Origin of the sequence: Prauserella salsuginis (assembly GCF_024648885.1) — a bacterium.
GTDB lineage: Bacteria > Actinomycetota > Actinomycetes > Mycobacteriales > Pseudonocardiaceae > Prauserella > Prauserella salsuginis.
Genome location: NZ_JANBBF010000010.1, coordinates 79848 through 103930, shown reverse-complemented (window position 1 = coordinate 103930; position 24083 = coordinate 79848). Strand labels below are relative to the sequence as shown.

The window sequence follows — 24083 nt, the reverse complement described above, 5'->3', positions numbered from 1 at the left end:
GTGTCGGGGTTCGTCGTGTCGGGGTTCGTCACTGCGGCACTCCTGTCGGCTCACTGTGCGCGCCCGCGAGTTCGACGTAGCGGGCAGTCTGGTCGAACGCGGATCCGGTCACCACGGATGCGGACATGTCGCTGATCTCGCTCCAGCGGTCGGCGACCGTCTCCGGCAGGCGCGCCTCCTCCGGCAGGTACACGCCCGCGGACTCCTCCATGCGTGCCACCGCGAAGACACCGGCGCCGGCGGCGAGAATCGTCTTGTTCGGTGCCGCATCGGAGACGAGGAACAGTGCACCGGGGGCGATCGACTCCGGTTCGAGCACTGCCGTCGTGTCCGGGTCGATGAGGTCCTCGGTCATCCGGGTCGCGGCCGTCGGGGCGAGGGTGTTGACGTGGATTCCCTTGCGCGCGCCTTCGATCGCGAGCACGTTCATGAGGCCGACGACGCCCGACTTGGCCGCACCGTAGTTGGTCTGGCCGAAGTTGCCGTAGATGCCGGATCCGGACGTCGTCATCAGTACCCGCCCGAACCCCTGCTGCACCATGTGCGGCCAGACGGCCTTCGTGCAGTGCACCGCGCCCATGAGGTGCACGTCGAGAACGCGGCGGAAGTCCTCGACGTCCATCTTGGCGAACGACCTGTCCCGGAGAATGCCCGCGTTGTTGATCAGGATGTCGACGCGTCCCCAGCGCTGAATCGTCTGGGCGACCATGCCCTCGACGTCGCGCACATCGGTGACGTCGGCCCGGCTGACCATGGCCTCGCCGCCGCGGCGTTCGACCTCGGCGACCACTTCGGCGGCCGGCCGCTCGTCGGTCCCTCCGCCTGAGACGGCCCCGCCGACATCGTTGACGAGAATCTTCGCGCCGCGTTCGGCGAGCGCGAGCGCATGCGCCCTGCCGAGACCGCCGCCGGCCCCGGTCACGATGGCGACCTTGTCGGAGAAGCTGAAACTCACGGCCACCAGCCCTTTCACCTGGGATACTACCGCGTATTATGTGGTCCGGGACACGTTGCGTCAACACCGACCGAGTACGTCCGGCCGGCGGCGGTGACATGATGTGCAACTACGGCGAACGATGGAGGATTCGTTGACTACGAGCTCCGAGGTGGACAGTGGCGTCAAGGGACGCATCCTCGACGCGGCCGCCGAGGCGTTCATGCAGCGCGGATTCGGAAGCACCACGATCGACGACATCGCCGACGACGTGGGTGCGACCAAGGGCCTGATCTACTACCACTTCCGCTCGAAGTTCGACGTGTTCCTCGCCGTGTACGAGGAAGGCATGCGCCGCGTACGCGATCACGTGGAGCCGCACGCCAGCGGTGAAGGGAACGGCCGGCAGCGGCTCGTGGCGATGTCACTGGCCCATGTGCTCAACCTGATGCGGGACATCGCCTACCACAACGTCGTCCACCAGGGCGTGCGCGCCAAGGAGTCGACGGAGCTGAAGATCCGCCAGCGCGATGCGCTCGCCTCGCTGAACGAACTCAGACGGGACTACGAGCGGCTCTTCCACCGCGTACTGGCCGAGGGAATCGAGGACGGCTCGGTCCGCGACGTCGACGCCGCCCTGGCCACGCGAACACTGCTGAGCAGCCTCAACGCCGTCGACATGTGGTACCGCCGGGTCGACGACCAGTCCGATGAGGACATACAACACCTGGCGCGGCAGGTCGTCGACGTTCTCATCGGAGGCATCGCGGCACCGGGTCTGGCACCCGCGTAATACGGGCGAACGCCCGCACGGAACAGCGAACCGCCCCGTGGTCCACATCGGACCACGGGGCGGCTGGTTCACAAACCGGTGGTTCGCGGACTGCGAATCCTGCTCAGGCGAACAGCTTCGGCAGCGTTCCTTCCCAGGCTTCGCGCAGCTCGTCGAGGCCGAAGGTGGCGACGTCCTGGATCTCCAGCTGGTCGGACTGCTCGTCGGCGACACCGGCCTTACGCCACGGCAGACCGCGTGCGCTGCACATCTCGGTGAAGCGCAGTTCCTCGGTTCTCGGGACGGCGACCAGCGCGCGGCCCGCGGACTCGGAGAACAGCTGGACGAACGGATCGGCGTCGGGGTCGAGCAGGAGGCGAGCACCGCACTGGCCGACCAGTGCCATCTCGACGATCGCCTGCGCGAGCCCGCCGTCCGACAGGTCGTGCGCGGCCGAGATCATGCCGTCGCGCGAGCCCGCGACGAGGATCTCCGCCAACAGCCGCTCGCGTTCGAGGTCGACCTCGGGCGGCGTTCCGCCCAGGTGACCGTGGACGACGTGCGCCCACACCGAACCGCCGAACTCGTCACGCGTGTCGCCGAGCAGCAGCAGCGATTCGCCGGGCTCGTTGCCGATGCCCGTGGGGATGCGGCGCCGCACGTCGTCGATCACGCCGAGCACGCCGACCACCGGCGTGGGCAGGATCGCGGTGTCGCCGGTCTGGTTGTAGAAGCTGACGTTGCCGCCCGTCACGGGCACGCCCAGCTCGGCGCACCCGTCGGCCAGCCCGTGCACGGCCCGTTCGAACTGCCACATCACGCCCGGGTCCTCGGGGGAGCCGAAGTTCAGGCAGTTCGTCACGGCCAGGGGCTGCGCGCCGCCGGTTGCGACGTTGCGGTACGCCTCGGCCAGCGCCAGCTGCGCGCCCCGGTACGGGTCGAGGTAGACGTACCGGCTGTTGCAGTCGGTCGACACGGCCACACCCCGTGAGGTGGACTCGTCGACGCGGATCATGCCGGAGTCGGCGGGCTGAGCGAGGACCGTGTTGCCACGCACGTAGCGGTCGTACTGCTGAGTGACCCAGTCACGCGAGGCCAGGTCCGGCGAGGAGACCAGGCGCAGCAGTGTGTCCCGAAGTTCGTCCGGAGTGGACGGACGGGTCAGTGAATCCGGGGTGGCCGACTGGATGTCGTCCTGCGAGGCGGGCCGCGCGTAGGGACGGTCGTAGACCGGGCCCTGGTGGGCGACGGTCCGCGGCGGCACGTCCACCACCGTCTCGCCGTGCCAGTTGATCACGAGGTTGGCACCGTCGGTGACCTCGCCGATCTCGGTGGCGATGACGTCCCACTTCCGGCAGATCTCCATGAACGCGTCCACATCGGACGGGGCGACGACCGCGCACATGCGTTCCTGCGATTCGCTCGACAGGATCTCCGCTGCCGTCATTCCCTCGGCCCGCAATGGAACCCGGTCGAGGTCGATGTACATGCCGCCGTCGCCGGCCGCCGCCAGTTCGGACGTCGCGCACGACAGACCGGCGCCGCCGAGGTCCTGGATGCCGACGACGACGTCCTTGGCGAACAGCTCGAGGCAGCACTCGATGAGCACCTTCTCGGTGAACGGGTCGCCGACCTGCACACTCGGCAGCTTCTTGCGGCCACCGGCGCTCTCGTCGCCGTCGAACGTCGCACTCGCCAGCACGGACACGCCGCCGATGCCGTCGAGACCCGTACGCGCACCGAACAGGATAATCTTGTTGCCGGTGCCGGATGCGTGCGCCAGGTGCAGGTCCTCGGCCCGCATCGCGCCGACGCACATCGCGTTGACCAGCGGATTGCCGGCGTACGTCCGGTCGAACACGACCTCGCCGCCGACGTTCGGCAGGCCCAGGCAGTTGCCGTAACCGGCGACACCCGCGACCACACCCGGCAGCACGCGGCGCGTGTCCTCGGCGTCGGCGGGGCCGAACCGCAGCGGGTCGGCGACGGCCAGCGGACGCGCACCCATCGCGAGAATGTCGCGCACGATGCCGCCGACACCCGTCGCCGCACCCTGGTACGGCTCCACATAGGAGGGATGGTTGTGGCTCTCGACCTTGAAGGTGACGGCCCAGCCGTCGCCGACGTCGACGACGCCCGCGTTCTCGCCGATGCCCGCGAGCATCTTCTCACGCATCTCGGCGGTCGTGGTGTCACCGAAGTAGCCGAGGTGCCTCTTCGACGACTTGTACGAGCAGTGCTCGCTCCACATCACCGAGTACATCGCCAGTTCGGCCTCGGTGGGCCTGCGGCCGAGAATCTCGCGGATGCGCTGATACTCGTCGTCGGCGAGGCCCAGCTCGGCGTAAGGCTGCGGTGCGTCGGGCGTCTCCGCGGCACGGGCGGTGGTGTCGGTCAGGGTCGTATCAGTGGCCACGACCCCCAGGGTACGTGGCCACGTGAAGCACCGGTGGCCCGGTCCGCTCCGGCCGGAACCGCCGTGTCGGCCATCGGCGCAGGTCACACCTGCTGCCCGCGCCGCCCCGGCACTGGAGGCACCGGGGCGCCGGGCCGCGCGAGCGTCGACGACCGAACGGGTGTGGACGACTACGCGGCGCGGCCTGCGGGCCACCCGTCACACGCCGAGGCGCCTGCGGATCAGGGCCGACAACTGGTCCACCGCGATCACCAGGACGAGCACCACGACCAGGTGCGTGACCATCTCGTCGAACCGGAACAGCTTGATCGACTGGTTGATCAGGAACCCGATCCCGCCCGCACCGACGAGACCGAGCACGAGCGAGGACCGCACGTTCACGTCGAACCGGTACAGCAGGAGGCCGACCAGCTGCGGCAGCGTCGCCGGCAGGACCGCGTGCACGGCCTGCTGCGCCCTGCTGGCTCCCGCCACTCTGAGAGCGTCGCGCGGGCCGAGGTCCGTCTCCTCCATCGCCTCGGCCCACAGCTTGCCCATCACCCCGGTGTTGTGGAACACCAGTGCGAGCACACCGGCGAACGGACCGAGGCCCACGGCCGTGATGAACACCAGTGCGAACACGACGTCGGGCACCGCACGCAGCAACGACAGCACACCGCGCGCCAGCTGATAGGTGACTGAACCGCGGGTCGTCGCCCGCGCCGCGAGCAGCGCGAGCACCAACGCGAACGGCACCGACAGCGTGGTGCCGAGCAACCCGATCCCCAGGGTCACGACGGCGGCGTCGATGCTGGGCCGTACGACGTCGTCCCATGCCAGGTCCGGTGGCAGTGCCTCCGCGAAGAAGTCGGCGATACCCTCCCAGCCCGCCACGAGGGCGGCGGGCGAGAACCCGGTCGCGTTCCACGCGATGACGTGCAGGGCAACGACGACCCCGGCGATGCCGAGTGTGATCGCCGACGGCCACGGCCTGCGGGGTGGTTCGCTCGTGCCACGACGTTCCGGAGCTGCGGCGGTCATACGACCACCCCGCCCGGAACGTAGAGCGCGTCGAGTTCCGCGGACGACACCGCTCCAGTGGGCGCGTCGACCGTCACCTGCCCGCCGCTGAGCCCCACGATGCGGTCGGCGCACCGGACGGCCAGCTGCGGCTGATGCAACACGGCCACCACGGCGAGCCCCTCGGCGGCAAGGCTCGCCAGCAGCTCACTGATCCGCACGGCCGCGCTCGGGTCCAACGCGGACACCGGTTCGTCGGCGAGCAGCACGTTCGTGCGCTGGCACAGGGCTCGCGCGATCGCGACCCGCTGCTGCTGCCCGCCCGACAGCCGGCCGGTCCGCCGGCCGGCATGATCGGCCAGGCCGACGCGTTCCAGACACCACATGGCTTCCTCTCGCAGCTCGCGGGGAAACAGCCGCGGCGAGAGCGACCGGCGCAACGGCAGCCGGCCCAGCGCACCCGCACACACGTTGTCGAGCGCGCTCCTCCGGTTCACCAGGTGGATCCGCTGGAAGACCATGGCGGGACGACCGTCGACGGTGATCTCCCCGGCATCCGGCCGTTCCAGCCCGACCACGCAGCGCAGCGCCGTCGACTTCCCGCATCCGTTCGCACCGAGCACGGCGACGAACTCGCCCGCACGCACGTCGACGTCGATGCCGTCGAGCACTCGGTGCTCGCCGAACGACTTGCGCAGGTTGCTGATCCGCAGCGCCGACCCGTCAGGCATCGTCTTCACTCAGACCCAGTGTGTCGGCGAGCCGGAACAGCGGCCGGTAGGTCTTCCTGTCGACCTCGACCAGCGGACCCGGCGGATCGACGTCGAGGTATCGGCCGACCTTCGCGATGTCGGAGGGGGAGAGATCCAGCAGCGCCTCCCTGAGGCGCTCCTTGAACTCGGGTGCGAGGTTTCCCCGCACCGTGATCGGATCGTTCGGGATCGGCTCGGACTGCCATATCCGCCGGTATCGGGACTCGTCGAAGGTCCCCTCCGCCTTCGCCGCCGCCAGCTGCTGACTGTTGATCTCGGCCGCGTCGACCTTGCCGTTCGTCAGCGCGAGCAGCGCCTCCGGGTGACCGCCCGCATAGTCGATCTTGACGTCCTGCTCGGCGAGTCCCGCTGTGCGCAGCGCGTAGCGCGGCAGCGCGTCACCGGAGGTCGAACCGACCTCGCCGAGTGCGAGCGTGCGTCCCCGCAGGTTCTCGATGTCGCGGATGCCGGAGCTCTTCGGAACCCAGATGCCGCCGGTGTAGGTCGTCAGCCGGCCCTCGGCGTCGGCGAACGAGGCGAGCGGCTCCGCGTCGGCCTTGCGGCTGGCGAACACGTACCCGAGCGGGCCGAACTGGGCCAGTTCGAGCTGCTCGTTGCGCATCGCGAGCACCTCGCCGGCGTAGTCGTCGACGATCTTCAGCTCGACGTTGCAGTCCAGCTTCCGCTGCAGGGCGTCGGCGAGGACCCGGTATGCGGGCGTGAGTTTCGCCGGGTCCTCGTACGGTTCGATGCCGAAGCGCACCCCGCCGTCCGGGCAGGCGCCACCTGCGCCGTCCTGGGTGGTGCCGCACGCCGTACCCGTCGCGAGGACGAACGTCGCGGTCGCCGCGAACATGGCGAACCGATTCATCGGGGAATGCATGGTGCGATCTCCTCGGGGTGGGGAGGGTTGGGGAGGATTCGTCAAGCGAGCAGGTCGTCGAGAACGGCCGGGGCGAGCCCGAACGCTGTGGTCATGCCGATGCCGGAGGTGACCGCGACGACGCGGACGTCGTCGCAGGGGGTCTCGACCAGGAACGGGTCGGGCGCGGAGGCGTACACGCCGGTCCACCGTTCGCGCACGGCCAGCGACCGAACACCGAGCAGTCGCGCGGTCTCCGCGAGCACGAGTTCGTCGAGGTGCTCCGCGCGGTACGGCGGCACCGTGGCCTGGTAGGCGTGCGTGTCGCCGATCGTCAGGTCGCCGCCGGGGAGTTGGGTGAACATCAGGTTCAGACCGGCGTCGACGAGGCGAGGGTGATCACGTTCGAGCCGGGAACGCACGGCGTCGTGGCTCCGGCACGCCGCGAAAGCCGCGTAGCGCAGCATCGAGAACCCGGTCAGCACGGCGCAGTCGACGTCCCTGCCGTGCGGCTCGGCCACCCGCAGCATGTGCAGCGAGCACCGCTGGACGGCACGCTGCGCGGCCAGTCCGGGGAAGTGACGGTCGACGTCGTGGCCGACCGCGACGACGACGTGGCTCGCACGCAGCACGCCTCTGCTGGTGCCGACCTCACCGGTCCCGATCGTGTGGGCGGTCGTGGACCAGTGGAAGGTCACGCCCCGGTCGGCGAGCGAGGCGGCCACGGCATGAACGGCCTCCCGCGGGTCGACTCGGATGTCGAGCGGGAAGTGCGCACCCCCGATCGCTCCGGCCACGGGTACGCGGTCCAGGACTGCGCGCTCGTCGAGCAGATCGACCTGGCCGTCCCGGTACTCGGCGAGCTCGGTGAGCAACTCGAGCTCGTCGGCTGCCCTGGCGACGACGACCGTGCCTGCTTCGCCGATGTGGAATCCGGCTTCCTTGGCCAGCCGCAGCCACGTGTCGCGGGCGGCGAGTGCGTAGTCGAGTGCCTGCCCGTCCTGCGCGGTGATGCAGCCGTGCCCGAAGTTGCGCACCGAAGCGCCGCTCGCTCGTTCGTCCCGTTCGACGACGGCGACCGACAAGCCTCGCTCGGTGGCTTCGTACGCGTGCGCGAGCCCGACGATGCCCGCACCGATCACGACGACGTCGGCCGTGCCGAGCTCCGAACAACTTGTCATGACAAGAAGCCTGTTCGAGTCGCTGTAATCGCGTCAACAAACAAGGATGTCTGTATTTGACCTGTTCATCAGCAGTTAACGAGCATCTCGACATGTATAGTCACCGCCATGGAGACGCCCTTGCACGAGCAGATCGCCGCCGACCTGCGCCGCCTGATCTCCTCGGGAGAGCTGCCCGTGGGCACCCCGGTGCCGTCCGAATCGCAGCTGTGCGCACAGTGGGACGCCTCGCGTGGACCGGTGCGGCAGGCACTCGCGACGCTGCGCACGGAGGGCATGATCGGCGGTGGCCGCGGCAAGCCACCCGTCGTCCGGCGCCAGGTACTGAGTCAGCCCTTCGAAACGTTCCTGTCGTTCTCCAGCTGGGTGCACGGACTCGGCCGCAACCCCGGCCAGCGCACACTGGAGATCGCACGCAGGCCCGCGACGGCGGAGATCGCCGACGAGCTCCTGCTCGACGAGGGTGAGCCCGTCGTCCAGCTACTGCGACTGCGACTCATCGACGACACCCCGACCATGCTCGAGCGCACGACGTTCGTCGAACCCGTCGGCCGGCTGCTGTTCGATCACGACTGCGATTCGGGGTCGATCTACGCGTTCCTCGGCGGCCAGGGCGTCGACATGAGCCTCGCCCGGCATCTCGTCGACGCCGTGGCCGCCGACGAGGCCGACAGCGAACTGCTGGGCGTCGCACCCGGCGCACCTCTCCTCCGGGAACAGCGCAGGGCCACCGGCGTGGACGGCAGGCCCGTGGAGTACTCCGACGACCGCTATCGCCCCGAACTCGTCGGCTTCGCCATCGAGAACTCGCAGCAGGCACAACCCACACTCGCCAGGAACTGGAGGTCGGCGTCGTGACCGCACTCGCCGTACTGGACATCGCAGGCACGACCGTCGACGAGCAGGGTGCCGTCTACACGGCTCTCGAAGGCGCCGTCCGCGCCGCCGGTGCATCACCATCCACAACGGACATTCAATGCTGGATGGGCGCCGACAAGAAGGAGGCCATCGCAGGACTCCTGGAGAACGGCACGGGCCAGCCACCCCATCCGTCCGTTGTGGAGTCCGGATTCACGGACTTTCACGCGAGGCTCGACGCCGCATACCGATCGCGGCCACCACGTCCACTGCCGGGCGTGCCCGAGGCGATCGCCGCCTTGCGAGCCGCGGACATCAAGGTCGCACTGACCACCGGATTCGACAGGTCCGTCGTGGACGGTCTGCTCGACACGATCGGCTGGACCTCCGGCGTGCTCGACGCAGTCGTGTGCGTCGACGACGTCCCCGCGGGCAGGCCCGCCCCGTACATGATCTTCCGTGCGATGGAACGCACCGGCGTGCAAGCCGTCGCGGACATCGTCGTCGCCGGCGACACGCGCCGCGATCTCGAGGCGGGCCACAACGCCGGGGCCGGCACGATCGTCGGCGTCCTGACCGGCGGGTACGACGTCACGGACCTCGGTGCGGTGCCGCACACCCACTTGTTGCCGAGTGTCGCGGACCTGCCCGGGCTACTGGGAGTGGCCGTACCGGCTCAGGCCGCGACGCCGAGCGCGTCGAGCGCGGAGTAGAACATGCCGAGACCGTCGTCCGACGGTCCCGTGAGCGCGTCGATGGCGTGCTCGGGGTGCGGCATCAGTCCGACGACCCGGCCCCGCTCGTCGGCGACACCCGCGATGTCGCTGCGCGACCCGTTGGGGTTCTCGCCGACGTACCGGAACACCACGCGCCCGTCGCCTTCGAGACGCTCGAGCGTGGGCTTGTCGGCCATGTAGCTGCCCTCGCCGGACTTGAGCGGGATCAGCACCTCGGCGCCGGAGTCGTAGCGCGTGCTCCACGCCGTCGTGTTGTTCTCGACGCGCAGCCACTGGTCGCGGCACACGAAGTGCAGCTTGTCGTTGCGCACGAGCGCACCCGGCAGCAGACCCGCCTCGCACAGGATCTGGAAGCCGTTGCAGATTCCCAACACCGGCATGCCCTTGGCCGCGGCGTCGATCACGGACGTCATCACGGGCGCGAACCTGGCGATCGCACCGCAGCGGAGGTAATCGCCGTAGGAGAACCCGCCGGGCACGACGACCGCGTCGACCCCGTGGAGGTCGGCGTCGGCGTGCCACAGCGAGACGGCCTCGGCGCCGGAGTACCGCACCGCGCGGGCGGCGTCGACGTCGTCGAGCGTGCCGGGGAAGGTGATGACGCCGATGCGAGCGGTCACTGCTCCACCCGCCGGATCGTCCAGTCCTCGATCACGGGGTTGGCGAGGAAGCCCTCGGCGATCTTGGCGAGCGTGTCGTCGTCGACCGAGTCGTCGACTTCGAGCTCGAAATGCTTGCCCTGGCGAACCTCGGTCACCCCGTCGAACCCGAGCCGCGGAAGGGCACCGGCGACGGCCTGCCCCTGTGGGTCGAGAATCTCGGGTTTGGGCATGACGTCGACGACTACTCGGGCCACGACAGGCTGCTCCTTAGCGTCAAGAACCGCGTTGCTGGGCTTTTTTGATGCGTTGCAGTGCGTTTCCGCAGGTCGGATAGCCCGTTCAGCGTAACCCAATGACAGCCGGAGCCGGCCTTCGGGGCCGAGAGACCCCCGACGCCCCTCGGCCCCGCCGGTCGGCACCGGCTTCTACGTCGGGAGACGTATGCCTATTCCGTCGGTTGCGTCGGAAGTGCCGGACTCACCGGTTCGGAGGACAACGACAGTTGTCTTGTAACCGAGAGCTATCGAGTCTCCGCGTTCGGTGAGGGCAGGCGGGTTACGACCGGGCGCGGCCGCAACGCAGGCACGGGTTAGGCGGCGGGTGGGATTGACCCGACGTCGAGCGGACGCGGTCGGGCGGACTCAGAAGCCGGCGCCGTAGCCGGGCGGTCCGTAGCCCGGTGGTCCGTAGCCCGGCGGGGCCTGCGGCTGTTTCGGCTTGCCCCCGCGCATCGCGCAACCGGTCGCCGGCAGCACGGCCATGATCGACGCGGCCAGCAGCACGACCGCAACGATCACCGAGAAGATCATGTACTCGAAGGGCACCTCGGTTTCGTACGTTTGCCCTTCCACCGCGATCTCGTAGCCGATCAGCGTGAACTTGATCGGCGCGAACAGGTAGTAGGCGAAGCCGAGAAACCCCAATCCGGCCGCGATCCACCGTGCGAACCCGAGCCGGGCGAACAGCAGGCCCACGAACAGCAGCAGGGTCGACGCATACGAGAAAGTCACCGCGATGATCGCGTCGACGATGTCGGTCGATATGTCCACGAACGCCAGGCCGGTCAACGTCATGCGCATGTACGCGGCGAATTCGCTGCCGAGCGAGGAGTCGGTCGACACCGTCGCCGAGATGTACAGGATCACGACGGCCGGCAGGAACGCGATCGCCGTGACGTAGGCCATCGCGGTACTCGGCTTCCGCGGGGCGAACCCCGCCTGCGGGTATCCGTACCCCGGAGCTCCCGGAGCTCCCGGAGCCCCGTACGGCCCGGGCTGGCCGAACTGGCCGGGACCACCCGGCTGCTGCGGATATCCGCCCGGATACGGCTGGTTCATGCGCCATCCCCCTCGCTGCTGTGGCTGCCACTGGTGGCTGCGACCCGGGACTTCTTAACACACGATCCGCCCGAAAAACGCCGTTCCGGGGATGCGCCGCGGCTACCCGACATCCAGGGCACCTGCGGATGACGGGCCGCGGAAGCCGCACCACCGAAGCGCGCGCCGCGACCTGGCACACCCGACCGCGGCGAGCGGCCGCCGCGGTCGCAGGAACAACGGGGACGCATGCCAGAACAGCGGCGACGGCGGCCACCCCGCGCCGGCCGAGGGCGCAGATCAGCCCTTGCCGTGCAGCTTCGCGATGAGCCTGCCGACGATCGCCTCGGTTTTCTTCGACCGCGCGAACGAGGTCAGCGCGATCGGGGCGGTGAACCGCTGCCGGGCGATCGCCTTCGGCCGCGCGAACTCCCGCAGCCCCTCCGGCCCGTGGATACGCCCGAACCCGGACTCGCCACGGCCGCCGAACGGGAGCGATGCGATGCCCGCGAACGACAACGGTGCGTTGATGGCCGTCTGACCGGTGCGCAGCCGCCGCGCCAGCTCCATGCCGCGTGCCTTCGAGAACACCGTCGAGCCGAGGCCGTAGGCCGAATCGTTGGCCTTGTCGATCGCCTCGTCCATGTCGGCGACCCTGGCGATGGTCACGGTCGGACCGAACGTCTCCTCGCGGACGGCGGAGCAGTCCTCGGGCACGTCGACGAGCACGGTCGGCTTCACGTACCGGTCGCCCACCGCACCGGCGCCGCCGACCAGCGCCCTGCCACCGGCGGCCAGCGCGTCCTCGATGTGCCTGCGCACGATGTCCAGCTGTGCCGGCATCGTCATGGGGCCGTACTGCTCACCGGCGTCGACGTCCTCCGCCTTGGCGACGACCTTGGCGACGAACTCGTCGTAGACGCGCTCGTGGACGTACACGCGCTCGACACCCGCGCATGTCTGCCCGGCGTTCGAGAACGCGCCCCAGACGGTGGCGTCGGCGGCGGCGTCGAGGTCCGCGTCGGCGTCGACGAGCAGCGGGTCCTTGCCGCCCGCCTCGATGACGACGGGCGTCAGCGTCTCGGCCGCCGACGCCATGACCTTCTTGCCCGTCGCGGCCGACCCGGTGAACGCGATCTTGTCGACGCCCGCCTTCGTCAGCGCGGCTCCCGTGTCACCGAGGCCCGTCACGAGCTGCAGCACCGGGTGTTCCGGCACCGCTTCGGCGAACGCTTCGACGAGCCACTTGCCCACGCCCGGTGTGAACTCGGACGGCTTGAAGACCACGGCGTTGCCCGCGGCGAGTGCGTAACTGACCGAACCGAGCGGCGTGTAGACCGGGTAGTTCCACGGTCCGATGACACCGACGACGCCGAGTGGCTGGTACTCGACGCTGGCCGCCTGGTTCGACAGCAACAGCCCCGGTGAACGGCGCTGCGGACCGAGGACCTTGCGCGCGTGCTTGGCCGCCCACGCCAGGTGCTCGATGGCGAGGACGAGCTCGAGCTGGGCGTCACCGGCCGGTTTGCCCGTCTCCTCGGTGATGATCCTGCCGAGCTCCGGCATGCGTTTGGCCAGCGCGGAGCGCCACGCGGCCAGGCGTTCTGCGCGGCCCGCGAACCCGAGGGAGTCCCACCAGGCGGCGGCCTCGCGCGCCTTCGCCACGGCGGCCTCGACCTGTTCCGCAGTGTGCACCGGGTAGGTGCCGACGGCCTCGCCGGTGGCCGGGTTGAACGATTCGAACGTCTCGCCGGTGAGCACAGTCGTCATGCCCCGAGAGTACGTCCACGCCGCTGTTACTGGCAATGTGCCAACTAGGGATCGTGTGCGTTCCTGCACCTGCGGACCGGACAGGGGCGGATATCGTGGCGATCGCACCAGCCGCCCCGCGGGAGGAGCCATCGATGCGCGTCACCCACTACGGACACGCCTGCGTCCTGCTCGAGACCGACCGAGCACGGATCCTCATCGATCCCGGCGCGTTCTCCTCCGGGTTCGAGGACCTCACCGATCTCGACGCCGTGCTGATCACCCACCAGCACTACGACCACGTCGACACGGAGAAGCTGCCGAGCCTCCTGTCCGCCAACCCCGGCGCACAGCTCGTCACGGACCCGGGATCGCGCGACACCGTCGCCAAGGTCGACCTCGATTCACACACGGTGCAGCCCGGCGACGCGTTCGACGTGGGCGGCGCGGCGGTGAACGTCGTGGGCGGCCAGCACGCGACGATCCACAAGGACATCCCCGTCATCCCCAACGTCGGATTCCTCGTCGACCACGGCGCCTTCTACCACCCCGGCGACTCGTTCTTCGTGCCCGACCAGGAGGTCGACGTCCTCGGCCTGCCGACCGCGGCACCGTGGCTCAAGGCGGGCGAAGCCGTCGACTACCTCCGCGCCGTGGCGCCGCGGCTGGCCGTGCCGATCCACGAGGCCGTGCTCGCCAACCCGGCGATGCACCACGGACTGTTCACCAACCTCGCGCCGGACGGCACCGAGGTCAGGGTGTTGCCGAAAGCCGAGCAGACCACGGTGTGACGGAACGGCCGCCTCTGTGTCGTGAGGGGAATTCGGGCCCCTCCCGCCGGCGGCCACCGCCCCTCGACGGCACGCCGGCGCGACAGCGAGGGGAAGATTTGGGGCGCCCGCCCGCGGACCCGACCGCCACCCCTCACCGACACGCTGACGCGTGGCTGTGTTCAACGCCCTGAAGATGCACTGGGGCGGCTCCCGGCCACTGGGCGCCCCTCGCCGCGACCCCGAGCGACCGCTCAGGCGCCGGCGGGCGACGGCCGCACGCCGGACGTCGACGTTCCCAGCGAGGCGTAGGTCCGCGGGCGGGCGCCGGCCTCGACGGCCGCGTCGACGGCCTCCAGCACGGCTCGCCTGCCGCGAGCCGTCGCGAGATCGAGTGCGTCGGCGGCGAGCCGCACCAGCCCGCCTCGCCGTGCGGCCCGCACCACCGCGGTGACGTCCCCCGACTCGACGGCGGGCCTCGTCACCGACCGGGACGCCCACGACGGCAGCATCGCCGCACCGCGGCGCACCGCCGTCCTGCGCATCCCCGCGGGTTCGACTCGGCCGACCCGGTGCACGCGCCCGCGTACGAGACCGTCTCGTTGCAGGTCACGCACCACGGCCTCCTCCGCGCACACGGCGAACCCGTGGCGGCGCAGCGCGTCGCGGGCCTCGGGGGTGATCCGCCAGCGCGGCGGGGCGAACACGTCGGTGCGCAGGCCTTCGGCGTCGAGCGCCGCTGTCGCGGCGATGAGCCGCAGCCCCGCCTCGTGACCGCGCAGCGAGGCGAACTCGGCGGGAACGCGGCGGTCGTAGCCGTGCAGCGCCACCGCGTCGCCCCGCGTGGCACGCGCACGCACCCATTCGGCCGCGCGACGGGAGCCACCCGGCGTGTACAGCAGCGTCAACGGCACGCCGCGCGTATCGAGCTCGTCGGCCAGGGCCGCGCAGCCCTCCAGCGTGCGCGAACCCGGCCCGGACAGGGAGACCAGCAGCGAGGCATCCACGAGACCCACGAAACCGGTCGCGAATGACCGCGTGAGGGCGCGCGGGTGAGCCCGCGGTGAAACGCCACCGACGAACGGGCACGCCGGGTCACCGCGACGGGTGACGAGCGCCGGCTACGAACGGTCGGTGGCGGGCTGGTCCTGCCGGCGGCTCGTGACGGGCTCCTCGTCGTCGGAGTCGCCCATGTCCTCGCCCGCGAGCGCGTTGATGCGCTTCTCCTCCCGCATCGAACGGATCGACGTCACCAGCGCGGCCACGATGAGCGCCGCCAGACCGACGTAGCAGACCACGATGGCGGAGTGCGGCAGTCCGAGGTTGCTCAGCAGCATCCACGCGTTGGCCAGGATGATGAGCCCACCTGCGGCGGTGCCGAGGACCCGCGGCGGCATGTGGTGCGCCAGCCACGCCCCGATCGGCGCGGCGACCACCCCGCCGATCAGCAGACCCAGCACGACCAGCCAGTTCATGCCCTCCTGTTTGAGCGCGATCAGGAACGCCAGGCAGGCGGCGACGGTCACGACGAACTCGGCCGCACTGACCGAGCCGACGACCTTCCGCGGTTCGAGACGTCCCGACGACAGCAGCGTCGTGGTGGCCACCGGTCCCCAGCCGCCACCGCCGCTCGCGTCGACGAAACCGGCCACGAACCCGAGCGGGGCCAGGAACTTCGCACCGGGGCGCTTGTCGGTGATGAGCTTGCCGAGCTTGAGGAACGCGAACCGCACCAGCACGTACAGACCGAGCAGGAACAGGAACGCGCTGATCCACGCACCCGCGACCTCGGTCGACATCGCCACCAGCGCGAACGCGCCGATCGCCGCACCGATCGCACCGGGCACGGCGAGGATGCTCACCGTGCGCCAGTCGATGTTGCGGAACTTCCAGTGCGACACACCGGAGGCCAACGACGTGCCGACCTGGGCGAAATGCGCCGACGCCGACGCGATCGCCGGTGCCGTGCCCGCGGCGATCAGCACCGTCGTGGACGTCATGCCGTAGCCCATGCCGAGCGTGCCGGACACGAGTTGTGCCAGGAACCCGGCGATCCCGAAGAACAGGAGCGCTTGCATGCCGACCTCAGACGTGACTGTTGACGGGCGCGGAACGGCCCGGGGATGGGACAGGGACTGGCGTCAGCGGTGACGGCACAGGGCGGAGCTCACCCGGAGCAAGTCGATGTGCCTGCGCTGCACCAGCGGCCGTAGCGACGCCGGCGGTATACACGCGCACCCGAGACTGCCCACTCGCTCGATCGTTGCAGAAGGTCACGATCGGGTCTACCCGCTCCCACATCACAGGATTGGCGCCGGTTCGTATTCGACCGCCTCCGGGAATCGCTTCACCACATCCGCCACCCGCACGGAGACAGCTTCGACCTGCGACGACGCCGTGCCGGTGAACGACAACCGGTCGGCGAGGAGATCGTCGAGACTCGCCCGGTCGAGGGGTAGCCGATCGTCGGCCGCGAGCCGGTCGAGCAGGTCGTTGTCGGCCTGGCCCTCCCGCATCGCCAGCGCGACCGCGACCGCGTTCTCCTTGATCGCCTCGTGCGCCGTCTCCCTGCCGACCCCGCCGCGGACCGCGGCCATCAGCACCTTGGTCGTGGCCAGGAACGGCAGGTAGCGGTTCAGCTCGCGGTCGATCACCGCGGGGAACGCGCCGAACTCGCGCAGCACCGTCAGCAGTGTCTCCAGCAGCCCATCGAGCGCGAAGAAGGCGTCCGGCAACGCGACGCGGCGCACCACGGAGTCGGAGACGTCGCCCTCGTTCCACTGGTCGCCCGCCAGCTCCCCGACCATCGACAGGTGTCCGCGCAGCACCACGGCCAGGCCGTTGACGCGCTCGCACGAACGCGTGTTCATCTTGTGCGGCATCGCCGACGAGCCGACCTGCCCCGGCTGGAAGCCCTCGGTGACCAGCTCGTTGCCTGCCATCAACCGGATCGTCTTGGCCAGGCTCGACGGCGGCGCGGCGAGCTGGGTCAGCGCGGAGACGACGTCGAAGTCCAGCGACCGCGGGTACACCTGGCCGACGCTGTCCAGGACGCGGTCGAACCCGAGGTGCCCCGCGACACGCTGCTCGAGGTCGGCCAGCTCGTCGGCGCCGCCCAGCAGGTCGAGCATGTCCTGCGCCGTGCCGACCGGGCCCTTGATGCCGCGCAGCGGGTAGCGCGCGATGAGGTCGTCGAGCCGGTCGAAGGCGACGAGGAGCTCGTCGGCGGCCGTGGCGAACCGCTTGCCCAGCGTCGTGGCCTGCGCGGCGACGTTGTGCGACCGGCCCGCCATGACCAGCTCGGAGTGCTCGGTCGCCAGTTCGGCGAGCCGGGCGAGGACGGCGGCCGTGCGGGTGCGCAGCAGTTCGAGGGACCGGCGGACCTGCAGCTGCTCGACGTTCTCCGTCAGATCGCGCGAGGTCATGCCCTTGTGGACGTGTTCGTGCCCGGCGAGGGCGTTGAACTCCTCGATCCGCGCCTTGACGTCGTGGCGCGTGACGCGTTCCCGCGCGGCGATCGAGTCCAGGTCCACGTCGGGCAGCACCCGCTCGTAGTCGGCGATCACTCCGTCGGGCACGTCGACACCGAGCTGGGCCTGAGCCTTCAGGACGGCGAGCCAGAGCTCACGCTCGAGCCGGACCTTCTGTTCAGGGGACCACAGTGCGACGAGTTCACGGGACGCATAGCGGCCGGCGAGCACGTTCGGGATGGCGGGCTTGTCGGTCACTCCGCCAGGCTAGCCGGAGTCACAGATCACAACCCAATCACGGTGCCTGAAGGGCCGGCTCCGGCCGCCTGGCCGTGCGGTGTCCGCGGCGGCGCGCGGCGAGATGGCGTCGGGCGACTCCGCCGTGCTCGACCGGCGCCGCGGCCGTCGCGCCCGGGAGCAGGGCCGGTCCGCGCCGGTCAGGCCGTGCCGGTTAGGCCGTGCCGGTTAGGCCGTGCCGGTCAGGCCGTGTCGGAGGCCAGTGTGTCGCGCAGCATGCGGGCCGCGGCACCGCGCGGGTCCGGGTCGACGGCGATTAGCGCGTTGACCACGGCCCCGTCGACCACGGCGATGATCCGCTCGATGCGGCGTTCGTCGGCGTCGAGACCGGACTTGACGAGGATCTCAGCCAGCAGTTCGCGCAGCTCGCCGGACAGCGTGCGCATCAGCGGCCGCAGGTAGGGGCGCCTGCCCGTGCCGACGAGACGTTCGTAACGCAGCAGCACGGCCTCGTACGCCGGGTCCTCACCGAGCAGCTGGTCCAGCACGAGGTCGACGACGGTGTCGACGCCGCGGTCAGCGGTCGGCAGGTCGGCGAGCCGGGCGCGGCCAGCGGCCAGTTCGGTCCGCCCGTGGTGTTCGGTCGCGGCGGAGACGAGCTCGTCGAGCGAGTCGAAGTAGTAGGTCGTCGAGGCGAGCGGGAGGCCGGCACGTTCGGCGACGGCGCGGTGGCGGATGGCGTCGAACCCGCCTTCGGACAACAGCTCGGCTGCGGCCCTGACCAGGGCGTTACGACGACGTTCACCCTTCGGCGTGCTCGCGGACGTCATAGCGCGCAAGTGTGCCAGCCGCCGGGCGCGCGGATGGGACGTATCCGTCGGAGTCTCCGACGAACGGCGGGAATCGCGCGGCCCCGGGTTCTCGTCGGCGGTGGTTCGCTACAGCTCGCCCGCGACCCGCTTGGCGATCCGGTCGACGTCGGGACCGTCTGTGTCCGCTCGCGTCAGTGGTTCGTTGAGCAGCAGCAACGTCGACCCGCTCGCGGTGTTCTGCTCGGCCGTCTCCGCGTCCGACAGCTCGCCGGGCAGCTGCACCTGCGTGCCTTCCGGCACGAGGACGGCCGTCAGCGCGGAGCCGTTCACGCGGAACGACGCCGACGTCGTGCCCTCGGGGCAGAAGCGTCCGGGCGAGGCGTCCGAGGCGGTGACCGGGAGCTCGCCAGCGAGGGCGGTGGCGAGCTCCCGGTCGACCTGATCGCACCGCTGGGTGCGATCCCCGTCCGCCGTGCCGCCCTGCTTCGGCTCGTCGGACGGGAGTCCCTGGATGCCCGGTTGGCCACTCTGGGGACGCGACCCGCCGTCACCGGGTTGCGCGATGCGCGGCTGTGTCCCTCCTGTGGTGGACCTGTCCGACCCGGCGACCACGTTCCCGCCGCCACCGCCGCCGAGCATCGAACCCGCGACCACACCGCCGCCCCCGAGGAGCACGACGGCCGCCGCGGCACCGCCCGCGATCGCGCGTCTGCGCACGGTGATCCGGTGCGAGGCGTGAGCGACGTCGGACTCGTCGAACGACGGCGGCGGCGGCTGCCCGGGCACGGAACGGAACAGTTCGCCCAGTTCCCGTTCATCCATGCGCGTCCACCTCCGTACCGAGCGCCTTGCGCAACGCAGCCAGTCCACGGGCGGTCTGGCTCTTGACGTTGCCCTCGCTGCAACCGAGGACGCCCGCAACGCCGCTGACGTCCAGACCATCGAAGTACCGCAGGACGAGCACGGCTCGCTGCCTCGACGGCACCTGCCGCAGCCCGGCCAGCAGGTCCTCCCGTGTCGCCACCCGGTCGCCCAGCGGGTCGGTTGTGGCCGACGCGCCGGGCGCCGACGGTTCCGGCAGGTCCGAACCATCCTCGGTCTGCCGTTCCCGCCGCCACGGGCGCCGTGACTCGTCGATCGCCGCCCGAACCAGCGTCTTGCGGACGTAGGCGTCGAGGGCCTCCCTGTCACGGACCTTCCGCCAGCGCCGATGCAGCGCCACGAACGCGGTCTGTGCCAGGTCGTCCGCCCGGTGCCAGTCGCCGCAGAGCATGTACGCGGTTCTGCGCACGGAGTCTCGCTTCGCGGCGAAATACGCCGCGAACTCCTGCTCGTCGCGGGGGTCCACGCGGTAGGTCTCCGGTTGCTTCCTCAGTTGTTCGTGCCTCGGTAGACGGCACCTGTTCCCTACACGGTTGCACGCCCGCGCGACATTTTTCGTCACGAATCGGTGAGCCCTGCTTCGGGCCACCCACCGACGTGTGATGTGATCGAAACGTGACCTCCGGATCCCCCGCCCCGATCGATCTCCGTTCCGACACGATCACGACGCCCGACGAGGCCATGCGCACGGCCATGGCTGGCGCCGAGGTCGGTGACAACGTCATCGACACCGATCCCACGATCGTGCGCCTCGAGGAGCGCGCCGCGGACATGCTGGGCATGGAGGCCGCCCTGTGGACCCCGAGCGGCACCATGGCGAACCTCATCGCGCTGTCGCTCCAGCTGCAGCGCGGCGACCGGTTCCTCGCGCCGCGCGGCGCGCACGTGCTGGCCAACGAGCTCGGCTCGGCGGCGTGGCTCGCGGGCGGTATGCCCGACCCGGTCGATCACGACGCCGGCCCCGGCAGGCCGACCCCCGCCACCGTTCGCGCGGCCGTGGGCCCGCCGAACGGCCCGTACTACACGTTGCGCACGACGCTGCTGTCACTGGAGAACACCCACAACGCCGCGGGCGGCGCGGTCACCCCGCCCGAGGAGCACGCGCAGCTGGTCGCCACCGCCCGCGACTGTGGTCTGAACGTCCACCTCGACGGTGCCCGGTTGTGGAACGCGGCCGCGGCGCTCGACCTGCCGCCCGCTGCGCTGACGGTCGGCGTCGACTCGGTGTCGGCGTGCCTGTCGAAGGGCCTCGGTGCACCCGTCGGCTCGGTCGTCGCCGGTACCGCCGAGTTCGTGGAACGGGCGCGGCGGATGCGGCAGATGCTGGGCGGTGGCGTCCGCCAGGGCGGTGTGCTGGCGGCCGCGGGCCTGGTGGCGCTGGACCGGGTCGACGACCTCGAGCGGGACCACGCCAACGCCAGGGCGCTCGCCGCCGGGCTGGCCGAGCTCGGCTGGGACGTCGAGGAGCCGCAGACGAACATCCTGCTCGCCGCGGTGCCGGACGTGGCGCTCGCACTGGAACGGCTTCGCGGTTCGGGAATCCTGGCGCTGCCGATGGCCGGGAAGGTGCGGTTCGTGCTGCACCGCGATGTCAGTGACGACGACGTCGAGGAAGCGCTGCGGCGCATCAGGGAGGAACGCGGATGACCGGCTGGGTGGTGTTCGACTACGGCGAGGTGCTGTGCCGCAGGACGACGGCGCTGCCGGAGCTGGCAGGCAGACTCGACGTGCCGCCCGCGACGTTCGAACCCGCCTACTGGGCACACCGCGATCCGTACGACCGCGGCGCCAGCGACGTCGCCTACTGGCAGGCCGTCGCCGACACCGTGGACACGGCGGTCGACGTCCAGGCGGTACATGAGCTGACCGCGATCGACGCGCGCGGCTGGTCGCAGCTCGACCCGGACGCAGAACGGTTGGTGGAAGCGCTGGCCGAGTCGGGAAGGCGACTGGCGGTGCTGTCGAACGCGCCCGCGTCGTTCGCGCGGCACGCCGAGCAGCAGCCGTGGACGCGGAACTTCGAGCAGCTGATCTTCTCCGGCGACGTCGGCATGGCGAAGCCCGACGCGGAGATCTACCGGCTACTGGTGCAGCGACTGGGCTGCGCGCCGGGGGACTGCCTGTTCTTCGACGACCGCCGGCGCAACGTCGACGCCGCCCGCATGGCAGGTCTGCGCGCCGAAGTCTGGCCCGGCGCGGAAATCGCCAAGTCGATGCTGCTGTAGGTGGGCCTCAGGAAGAATCCTCGTGCGGAACGCCGGACACGGCAACCGATCCGTGCCGCGGTCCACAGGGGACGGTCACGGACGAAGGCGGGCCTGTTCGAAGGGCGACGACCGGCTCTCACCGGGTGATGTGCCCTGCTAGCCTTCCGCGATGAGTGAGGGTCGACTGACACATCCCCACCACAGCCGGCGAATCTCAGTCGACTCCGGCCACGCGCGGATCGACGAGCTCGACGTCCTCCGCGGATTCGCGTTGTGCGGCATCCTCGTCGTCAACATCTACCAGCAAGTCGTCTTCGGCGGCCCCGGCGGGCAAACAGGACCGGCCGCGATGCCGCCGGTCGTGCAGCTGCTGTTCTACGAACGGTTCCTGCCGATCTTCGCCACTCTGTTCGGTGTCGGGTTCGGCATCTTCCTGTCCAGGGCGGCGACCCGTAGCGAACGGCCGAGGTTGGTACTGGCACGCCGCCTGCTGGTGCTCTTCGCGATCGGCGCGGTGCATTTCGTGTTCCACCCCGGTGAGGTGCTCACCGCCTACGCCGCGCTCGGACTGGTCGTGCTGCTCCCGCTCAGTCTGCTGCGAGGGCGTGCGGCCTTGATCGTCGCGATCGTGCTGCTGTTCCTCGGCTCCCAGTTCATCCTCGGCTACGGGCCGATACCCGGCCTGCTCGCACTGGGTTACGCCCTCGCCGTGCTCGGTGCACCCGAGGCCCTGTCCGCCAGGACCGGAAGGATCGCCACCGGATTCGGGGTCTTCGGATGCCTGGCCGGGCTCTACGCCTACCTCGAGCTGACGGGCGCGGACCTGCCGTACGTCAACGTCATCGGCGGTCCCGGCGGCGGTGTGAACCTGTTGCCGGTCGCGGCGGCGATCGCCACGGCGTTCGCGTACTGCTGCGGTCTCCTGCTGTTGCTGCGCACGCCTGCCGGCACGGTCATCTCCGCGGTCTTCGCCCCGATGGGCCGGATGGCGCTGACCAACTACCTCACCCAAACCGTGCTGTTTCTCCTGCTGAGCCCGCTGGTCGGCATCGAGAGCGGCGAGGACTGGGCGCAGCTCATCGTTCTCACCGTCGCGATCCTGGCCCTGCAGGCGGTGTGGAGCACACTGTGGCTGCGTTCCTTCCGCTACGGCCCGGCCGAATGGCTCTGGCGGTGTCTGACCTGGTGGCAACGCGCCCCGATGCGCCGCTGAACGCGCGGGCGCTGACCGCAGGCACCGGCTACACCCGGAGCCGAGTACGGGCGGCACCGCCTGCAGCGGGTATCGAGTGCGGACGGCTCCGAGCACGGCGGCGCCTGATCCGGACGGTGCCGATTACGGAGGACGCCGAATGCGGACGGCTCCGCGTACGGAGAGCGCTGCCGGGCGAGGACGGTTCAGTCGCGGCCCAGTTCGGTGCAGACGCAGACCCGGTTGCCGTCCGGGTCGGCCAGCACGACGAATGCGGGGGCGTGACTGTCGTCGACCACGCGACCGCCCGCGTCGAGGGCCGCGGCCACCCGCCGGTCGGCCTCCTCGGGAGGAACGGTGACATCGAGGTGGAAGCGCTGTCGGTCGGGCGCGGTCGAATCGGTCGATTGGAACCACAACTTCTCGAACCCCAGTTGTGGCAGTTCCGCAGCCGGCTCGACATCACCGCCACCGGCCGCACCGGTCGCAGCCGCACCGTTCGCGGCCTCGCCGGTCGCAGCCGCACCGTTCGCGGCCTCGCCGGTCGCGGTCTCGCCGGTGAGCACGGCCTCCCAGAAGCCGCTGACCACGCGGGCCACGGGCGTGTCCAGCGCCAGTTCCAGGACCTGCAACCGATCAGGGCGCGGCGTCAATCCGTGGTCGGCCGCGAGGGCACTGATCCGTTCGGCCAGCCGCACATCACGTTCGGTGACTCCGCCGGCGTCATGACTACGGAGCGCGAATCGGGCGTGCCCGGCGCGCAGGTCCACGTCGGGATGGTGACCGGCCTCCTCGGCGCACCGCCCGACGGCCGCGACGAATGCGGCTGCCGCAGCGAACGACTCCGCGGCGAACCAGGACCGCAACGCGCCCAGCAGCAGGCGCCAATCAGCCAGGTCGACCTGCCGCGCGCCGAGGGTGGTCTGCTCCATCCGGCCAGCGTAGGAGCCCACCCCGACAATGTCCGGTCACCGCCGAACCGCCCCGTCGCGGCCCGCGGACGTGTCCGCCGGCCGCCGGTGATCACGAACGGATCTGCTTCTTGTCGCCGCCCTTGAGCGCGCCGTAGGCCGCCGCGCCGAGGAATCCCGCACCGGCGATCAGCGCGATCCAGAACACCGCCTTGACGAGGAAGCCGACGAGCGAACCGATCACCATGAACGCGACCCACGCCAGAAGCAGGCCGCCGACGATCTTCCAGAACATGTGCTTCCTCCACACTCGTGTACTGCCGTGTATGTCCAGGTTGGCACGGCGCGCACCGGAAGTCCCGGCCTCCCGGAAACGTTCAGGGAAAACTCCGGGTTCCCCCGCAGGCAGCGGTCACGCCCCCGA

26 protein-coding genes are annotated in these 24083 nt (G+C 70.3%); 7 read left to right on the top strand and 19 right to left on the bottom strand.

What is annotated here, in order from left to right; all coding sequences use genetic code 11:
* Nucleotides 1–28: 28 nt before the first annotated feature.
* Nucleotides 29–961, bottom strand: coding sequence for an SDR family NAD(P)-dependent oxidoreductase (locus LY40_RS11670; protein WP_258936824.1), 933 nt, complete (start codon nt 959–961; stop codon nt 29–31).
* A 127-nt stretch (nt 962–1088) separates the two neighbouring features.
* Here LY40_RS11670 and LY40_RS11665 point away from each other — a divergent pair, with 127 nt between their 5' ends.
* Nucleotides 1089–1727 carry a TetR family transcriptional regulator gene (locus LY40_RS11665; protein WP_258936823.1) on the top strand — a complete coding sequence of 213 codons (639 nt, stop codon included), beginning with the start codon at nt 1089–1091 and terminating at the stop codon, nt 1725–1727.
* Nucleotides 1728–1830: 103 nt separating this feature from the next.
* On the opposite strand, the gene purL is transcribed toward LY40_RS11665, so the two are convergent.
* From purL to LY40_RS11640, 5 genes are all read right to left on the bottom strand, one after another.
* Nucleotides 1831–4122, bottom strand: coding sequence for a phosphoribosylformylglycinamidine synthase subunit PurL (purL, locus tag LY40_RS11660; protein ID WP_183781653.1), 2292 nt, complete (start codon nt 4120–4122; stop codon nt 1831–1833).
* A 198-nt stretch (nt 4123–4320) separates the two neighbouring features.
* Nucleotides 4321–5142 (bottom strand): phosphonate ABC transporter, permease protein PhnE, encoded by an 822-nt coding sequence (gene phnE / locus LY40_RS11655; RefSeq protein WP_183781650.1) that lies wholly within the window; start codon nt 5140–5142, stop codon nt 4321–4323.
* Entirely contained in the window at nt 5139–5852 is a 714-nt protein-coding gene (locus LY40_RS11650) for a phosphonate ABC transporter ATP-binding protein (RefSeq protein WP_258937198.1), read from the bottom strand. Before LY40_RS11650 ends, phnE begins: the two co-directional genes overlap by 4 nt.
* On the bottom strand, nt 5845–6756 hold the full coding sequence (locus LY40_RS11645; RefSeq protein ID WP_258936822.1) for a phosphate/phosphite/phosphonate ABC transporter substrate-binding protein: 912 nt from the start codon (nt 6754–6756) through the stop codon (nt 5845–5847). The genes LY40_RS11650 and LY40_RS11645 overlap by 8 nt, the downstream gene beginning before the upstream one ends.
* 41 nt (nt 6757–6797) lie before the next feature.
* Nucleotides 6798–7916, bottom strand: a complete 1119-nt coding sequence (locus LY40_RS11640) for a TIGR03364 family FAD-dependent oxidoreductase (protein ID WP_258936821.1) — start codon at nt 7914–7916, stop codon at nt 6798–6800.
* A gap of 108 nt (nt 7917–8024) precedes the next feature.
* Here LY40_RS11640 and LY40_RS11635 point away from each other — a divergent pair, with 108 nt between their 5' ends.
* Together LY40_RS11635 and LY40_RS11630 are read left to right on the top strand one after the other, a co-directional pair.
* The gene (locus LY40_RS11635; RefSeq protein WP_258936820.1) at nt 8025–8774 is read left to right on the top strand and encodes a GntR family transcriptional regulator; all 750 of its coding nucleotides are present in this window, start codon (nt 8025–8027) and stop codon (nt 8772–8774) included.
* Complete coding sequence (locus LY40_RS11630) at nt 8771–9487, top strand: phosphonatase-like hydrolase (RefSeq protein WP_258936819.1); 717 nt, start codon at nt 8771–8773, stop codon at nt 9485–9487. Before LY40_RS11635 ends, LY40_RS11630 begins: the two co-directional genes overlap by 4 nt.
* On the opposite strand, the gene purQ is transcribed toward LY40_RS11630, so the two are convergent.
* The 4 genes from purQ to LY40_RS11610 form a co-directional block, all read right to left on the bottom strand.
* Nucleotides 9451–10131, bottom strand: a complete 681-nt coding sequence (purQ, locus tag LY40_RS11625) for a phosphoribosylformylglycinamidine synthase subunit PurQ (RefSeq protein WP_183781637.1) — start codon at nt 10129–10131, stop codon at nt 9451–9453. The genes LY40_RS11630 and purQ overlap by 37 nt on opposite strands.
* Nucleotides 10128–10367: a phosphoribosylformylglycinamidine synthase subunit PurS gene (purS, locus tag LY40_RS11620; RefSeq protein WP_183781634.1), complete on the bottom strand. Its 240-nt coding sequence runs from the start codon at nt 10365–10367 to the stop codon at nt 10128–10130. Before purS ends, purQ begins: the two co-directional genes overlap by 4 nt.
* 387 nt (nt 10368–10754) lie before the next feature.
* Nucleotides 10755–11450 (bottom strand): hypothetical protein, encoded by a 696-nt coding sequence (locus tag LY40_RS11615; protein WP_258936818.1) that lies wholly within the window; start codon nt 11448–11450, stop codon nt 10755–10757.
* Nucleotides 11451–11729: 279 nt separating this feature from the next.
* Nucleotides 11730–13199: an aldehyde dehydrogenase family protein gene (locus LY40_RS11610; RefSeq protein WP_258936817.1), complete on the bottom strand. Its 1470-nt coding sequence runs from the start codon at nt 13197–13199 to the stop codon at nt 11730–11732.
* A 134-nt stretch (nt 13200–13333) separates the two neighbouring features.
* Between LY40_RS11610 and LY40_RS11605 the strand changes: the two genes are divergently transcribed.
* A complete protein-coding gene (locus LY40_RS11605; protein WP_183781625.1) occupies nt 13334–13969 on the top strand; it encodes an MBL fold metallo-hydrolase in 636 nt (211 codons plus the stop codon).
* A gap of 233 nt (nt 13970–14202) precedes the next feature.
* On the opposite strand, the gene LY40_RS11600 is transcribed toward LY40_RS11605, so the two are convergent.
* The 7 genes from LY40_RS11600 to LY40_RS11575 form a co-directional block, all read right to left on the bottom strand.
* On the bottom strand, nt 14203–14955 hold the full coding sequence (locus tag LY40_RS11600; protein WP_258936816.1) for a DUF2334 domain-containing protein: 753 nt from the start codon (nt 14953–14955) through the stop codon (nt 14203–14205).
* Nucleotides 14956–15069: 114 nt separating this feature from the next.
* Nucleotides 15070–16026 (bottom strand): sulfite exporter TauE/SafE family protein, encoded by a 957-nt coding sequence (locus tag LY40_RS11595; RefSeq protein WP_183781622.1) that lies wholly within the window; start codon nt 16024–16026, stop codon nt 15070–15072.
* 63 nt (nt 16027–16089) lie between these two features.
* Nucleotides 16090–16200: a putative leader peptide gene (locus LY40_RS26510; RefSeq protein ID WP_372497739.1), complete on the bottom strand. Its 111-nt coding sequence runs from the start codon at nt 16198–16200 to the stop codon at nt 16090–16092.
* A 48-nt stretch (nt 16201–16248) separates the two neighbouring features.
* Complete coding sequence (gene purB / locus LY40_RS11590) at nt 16249–17676, bottom strand: adenylosuccinate lyase (RefSeq protein WP_183781619.1); 1428 nt, start codon at nt 17674–17676, stop codon at nt 16249–16251.
* A gap of 221 nt (nt 17677–17897) precedes the next feature.
* Nucleotides 17898–18485 carry a TetR/AcrR family transcriptional regulator gene (locus LY40_RS11585; RefSeq protein WP_183781614.1) on the bottom strand — a complete coding sequence of 196 codons (588 nt, stop codon included), beginning with the start codon at nt 18483–18485 and terminating at the stop codon, nt 17898–17900.
* A gap of 108 nt (nt 18486–18593) precedes the next feature.
* Nucleotides 18594–19289 carry a hypothetical protein gene (locus LY40_RS11580; RefSeq protein ID WP_258936815.1) on the bottom strand — a complete coding sequence of 232 codons (696 nt, stop codon included), beginning with the start codon at nt 19287–19289 and terminating at the stop codon, nt 18594–18596.
* Nucleotides 19282–19815: a SigE family RNA polymerase sigma factor gene (locus tag LY40_RS11575; RefSeq protein WP_183781610.1), complete on the bottom strand. Its 534-nt coding sequence runs from the start codon at nt 19813–19815 to the stop codon at nt 19282–19284. The genes LY40_RS11580 and LY40_RS11575 overlap by 8 nt, the downstream gene beginning before the upstream one ends.
* 215 nt (nt 19816–20030) lie before the next feature.
* Between LY40_RS11575 and LY40_RS11570 the strand changes: the two genes are divergently transcribed.
* The 3 genes from LY40_RS11570 to LY40_RS11560 all read left to right on the top strand — a co-directional run bounded on the left by LY40_RS11570 (nt 20031) and on the right by LY40_RS11560 (nt 22769).
* Nucleotides 20031–20996, top strand: coding sequence for a threonine aldolase family protein (locus LY40_RS11570; protein WP_221213135.1), 966 nt, complete (start codon nt 20031–20033; stop codon nt 20994–20996).
* Complete coding sequence (locus LY40_RS11565; RefSeq protein ID WP_258936814.1) at nt 20993–21574, top strand: HAD family hydrolase; 582 nt, start codon at nt 20993–20995, stop codon at nt 21572–21574. Before LY40_RS11570 ends, LY40_RS11565 begins: the two co-directional genes overlap by 4 nt.
* Nucleotides 21575–21725: 151 nt before the next feature.
* Nucleotides 21726–22769, top strand: a complete 1044-nt coding sequence (locus tag LY40_RS11560; protein WP_258936813.1) for a DUF418 domain-containing protein — start codon at nt 21726–21728, stop codon at nt 22767–22769.
* Nucleotides 22770–22954: 185 nt separating this feature from the next.
* On the opposite strand, the gene LY40_RS11555 is transcribed toward LY40_RS11560, so the two are convergent.
* Both LY40_RS11555 and LY40_RS11550 read right to left on the bottom strand, forming a co-directional pair.
* Entirely contained in the window at nt 22955–23680 is a 726-nt protein-coding gene (locus LY40_RS11555) for a 4a-hydroxytetrahydrobiopterin dehydratase (RefSeq protein WP_258936812.1), read from the bottom strand.
* A 91-nt stretch (nt 23681–23771) separates the two neighbouring features.
* Complete coding sequence (locus LY40_RS11550) at nt 23772–23954, bottom strand: hypothetical protein (protein WP_183781598.1); 183 nt, start codon at nt 23952–23954, stop codon at nt 23772–23774.
* Nucleotides 23955–24083: the final 129 nt, after the last annotated feature.

What these genes read in the sequence shown, in the direction of transcription:
- LY40_RS11580 (WP_258936815.1), bottom strand. Translation starts at nt 19,289, where the DNA reads ATGGATGAACGGGAACTGGGCGAACTGTTCCGTTCCGTGCCCGGGCAG.
- LY40_RS11635 (WP_258936820.1), top strand. Translation starts at nt 8,025, where the DNA reads ATGGAGACGCCCTTGCACGAGCAGATCGCCGCCGACCTGCGCCGCCTG.
- LY40_RS11650 (WP_258937198.1), bottom strand. Translation starts at nt 5,852, where the DNA reads ATGCCTGACGGGTCGGCGCTGCGGATCAGCAACCTGCGCAAGTCGTTC.
- LY40_RS11605 (WP_183781625.1), top strand. Translation starts at nt 13,334, where the DNA reads ATGCGCGTCACCCACTACGGACACGCCTGCGTCCTGCTCGAGACCGAC.
- LY40_RS11610 (WP_258936817.1), bottom strand. Translation starts at nt 13,199, where the DNA reads ATGACGACTGTGCTCACCGGCGAGACGTTCGAATCGTTCAACCCGGCC.
- LY40_RS11615 (WP_258936818.1), bottom strand. Translation starts at nt 11,450, where the DNA reads ATGAACCAGCCGTATCCGGGCGGATATCCGCAGCAGCCGGGTGGTCCC.
- LY40_RS11560 (WP_258936813.1), top strand. Translation starts at nt 21,726, where the DNA reads ATGAGTGAGGGTCGACTGACACATCCCCACCACAGCCGGCGAATCTCA.
- LY40_RS11565 (WP_258936814.1), top strand. Translation starts at nt 20,993, where the DNA reads ATGACCGGCTGGGTGGTGTTCGACTACGGCGAGGTGCTGTGCCGCAGG.
- LY40_RS11555 (WP_258936812.1), bottom strand. Translation starts at nt 23,680, where the DNA reads ATGGAGCAGACCACCCTCGGCGCGCGGCAGGTCGACCTGGCTGATTGG.
- LY40_RS11595 (WP_183781622.1), bottom strand. Translation starts at nt 16,026, where the DNA reads ATGCAAGCGCTCCTGTTCTTCGGGATCGCCGGGTTCCTGGCACAACTC.
- LY40_RS11550 (WP_183781598.1), bottom strand. Translation starts at nt 23,954, where the DNA reads ATGTTCTGGAAGATCGTCGGCGGCCTGCTTCTGGCGTGGGTCGCGTTC.
- phnE (WP_183781650.1), bottom strand. Translation starts at nt 5,142, where the DNA reads ATGACCGCCGCAGCTCCGGAACGTCGTGGCACGAGCGAACCACCCCGC.
- LY40_RS11585 (WP_183781614.1), bottom strand. Translation starts at nt 18,485, where the DNA reads ATGACGTCCGCGAGCACGCCGAAGGGTGAACGTCGTCGTAACGCCCTG.
- LY40_RS11570 (WP_221213135.1), top strand. Translation starts at nt 20,031, where the DNA reads ATGCGCACGGCCATGGCTGGCGCCGAGGTCGGTGACAACGTCATCGAC.
- LY40_RS11645 (WP_258936822.1), bottom strand. Translation starts at nt 6,756, where the DNA reads ATGCATTCCCCGATGAATCGGTTCGCCATGTTCGCGGCGACCGCGACG.
- LY40_RS11640 (WP_258936821.1), bottom strand. Translation starts at nt 7,916, where the DNA reads ATGACAAGTTGTTCGGAGCTCGGCACGGCCGACGTCGTCGTGATCGGT.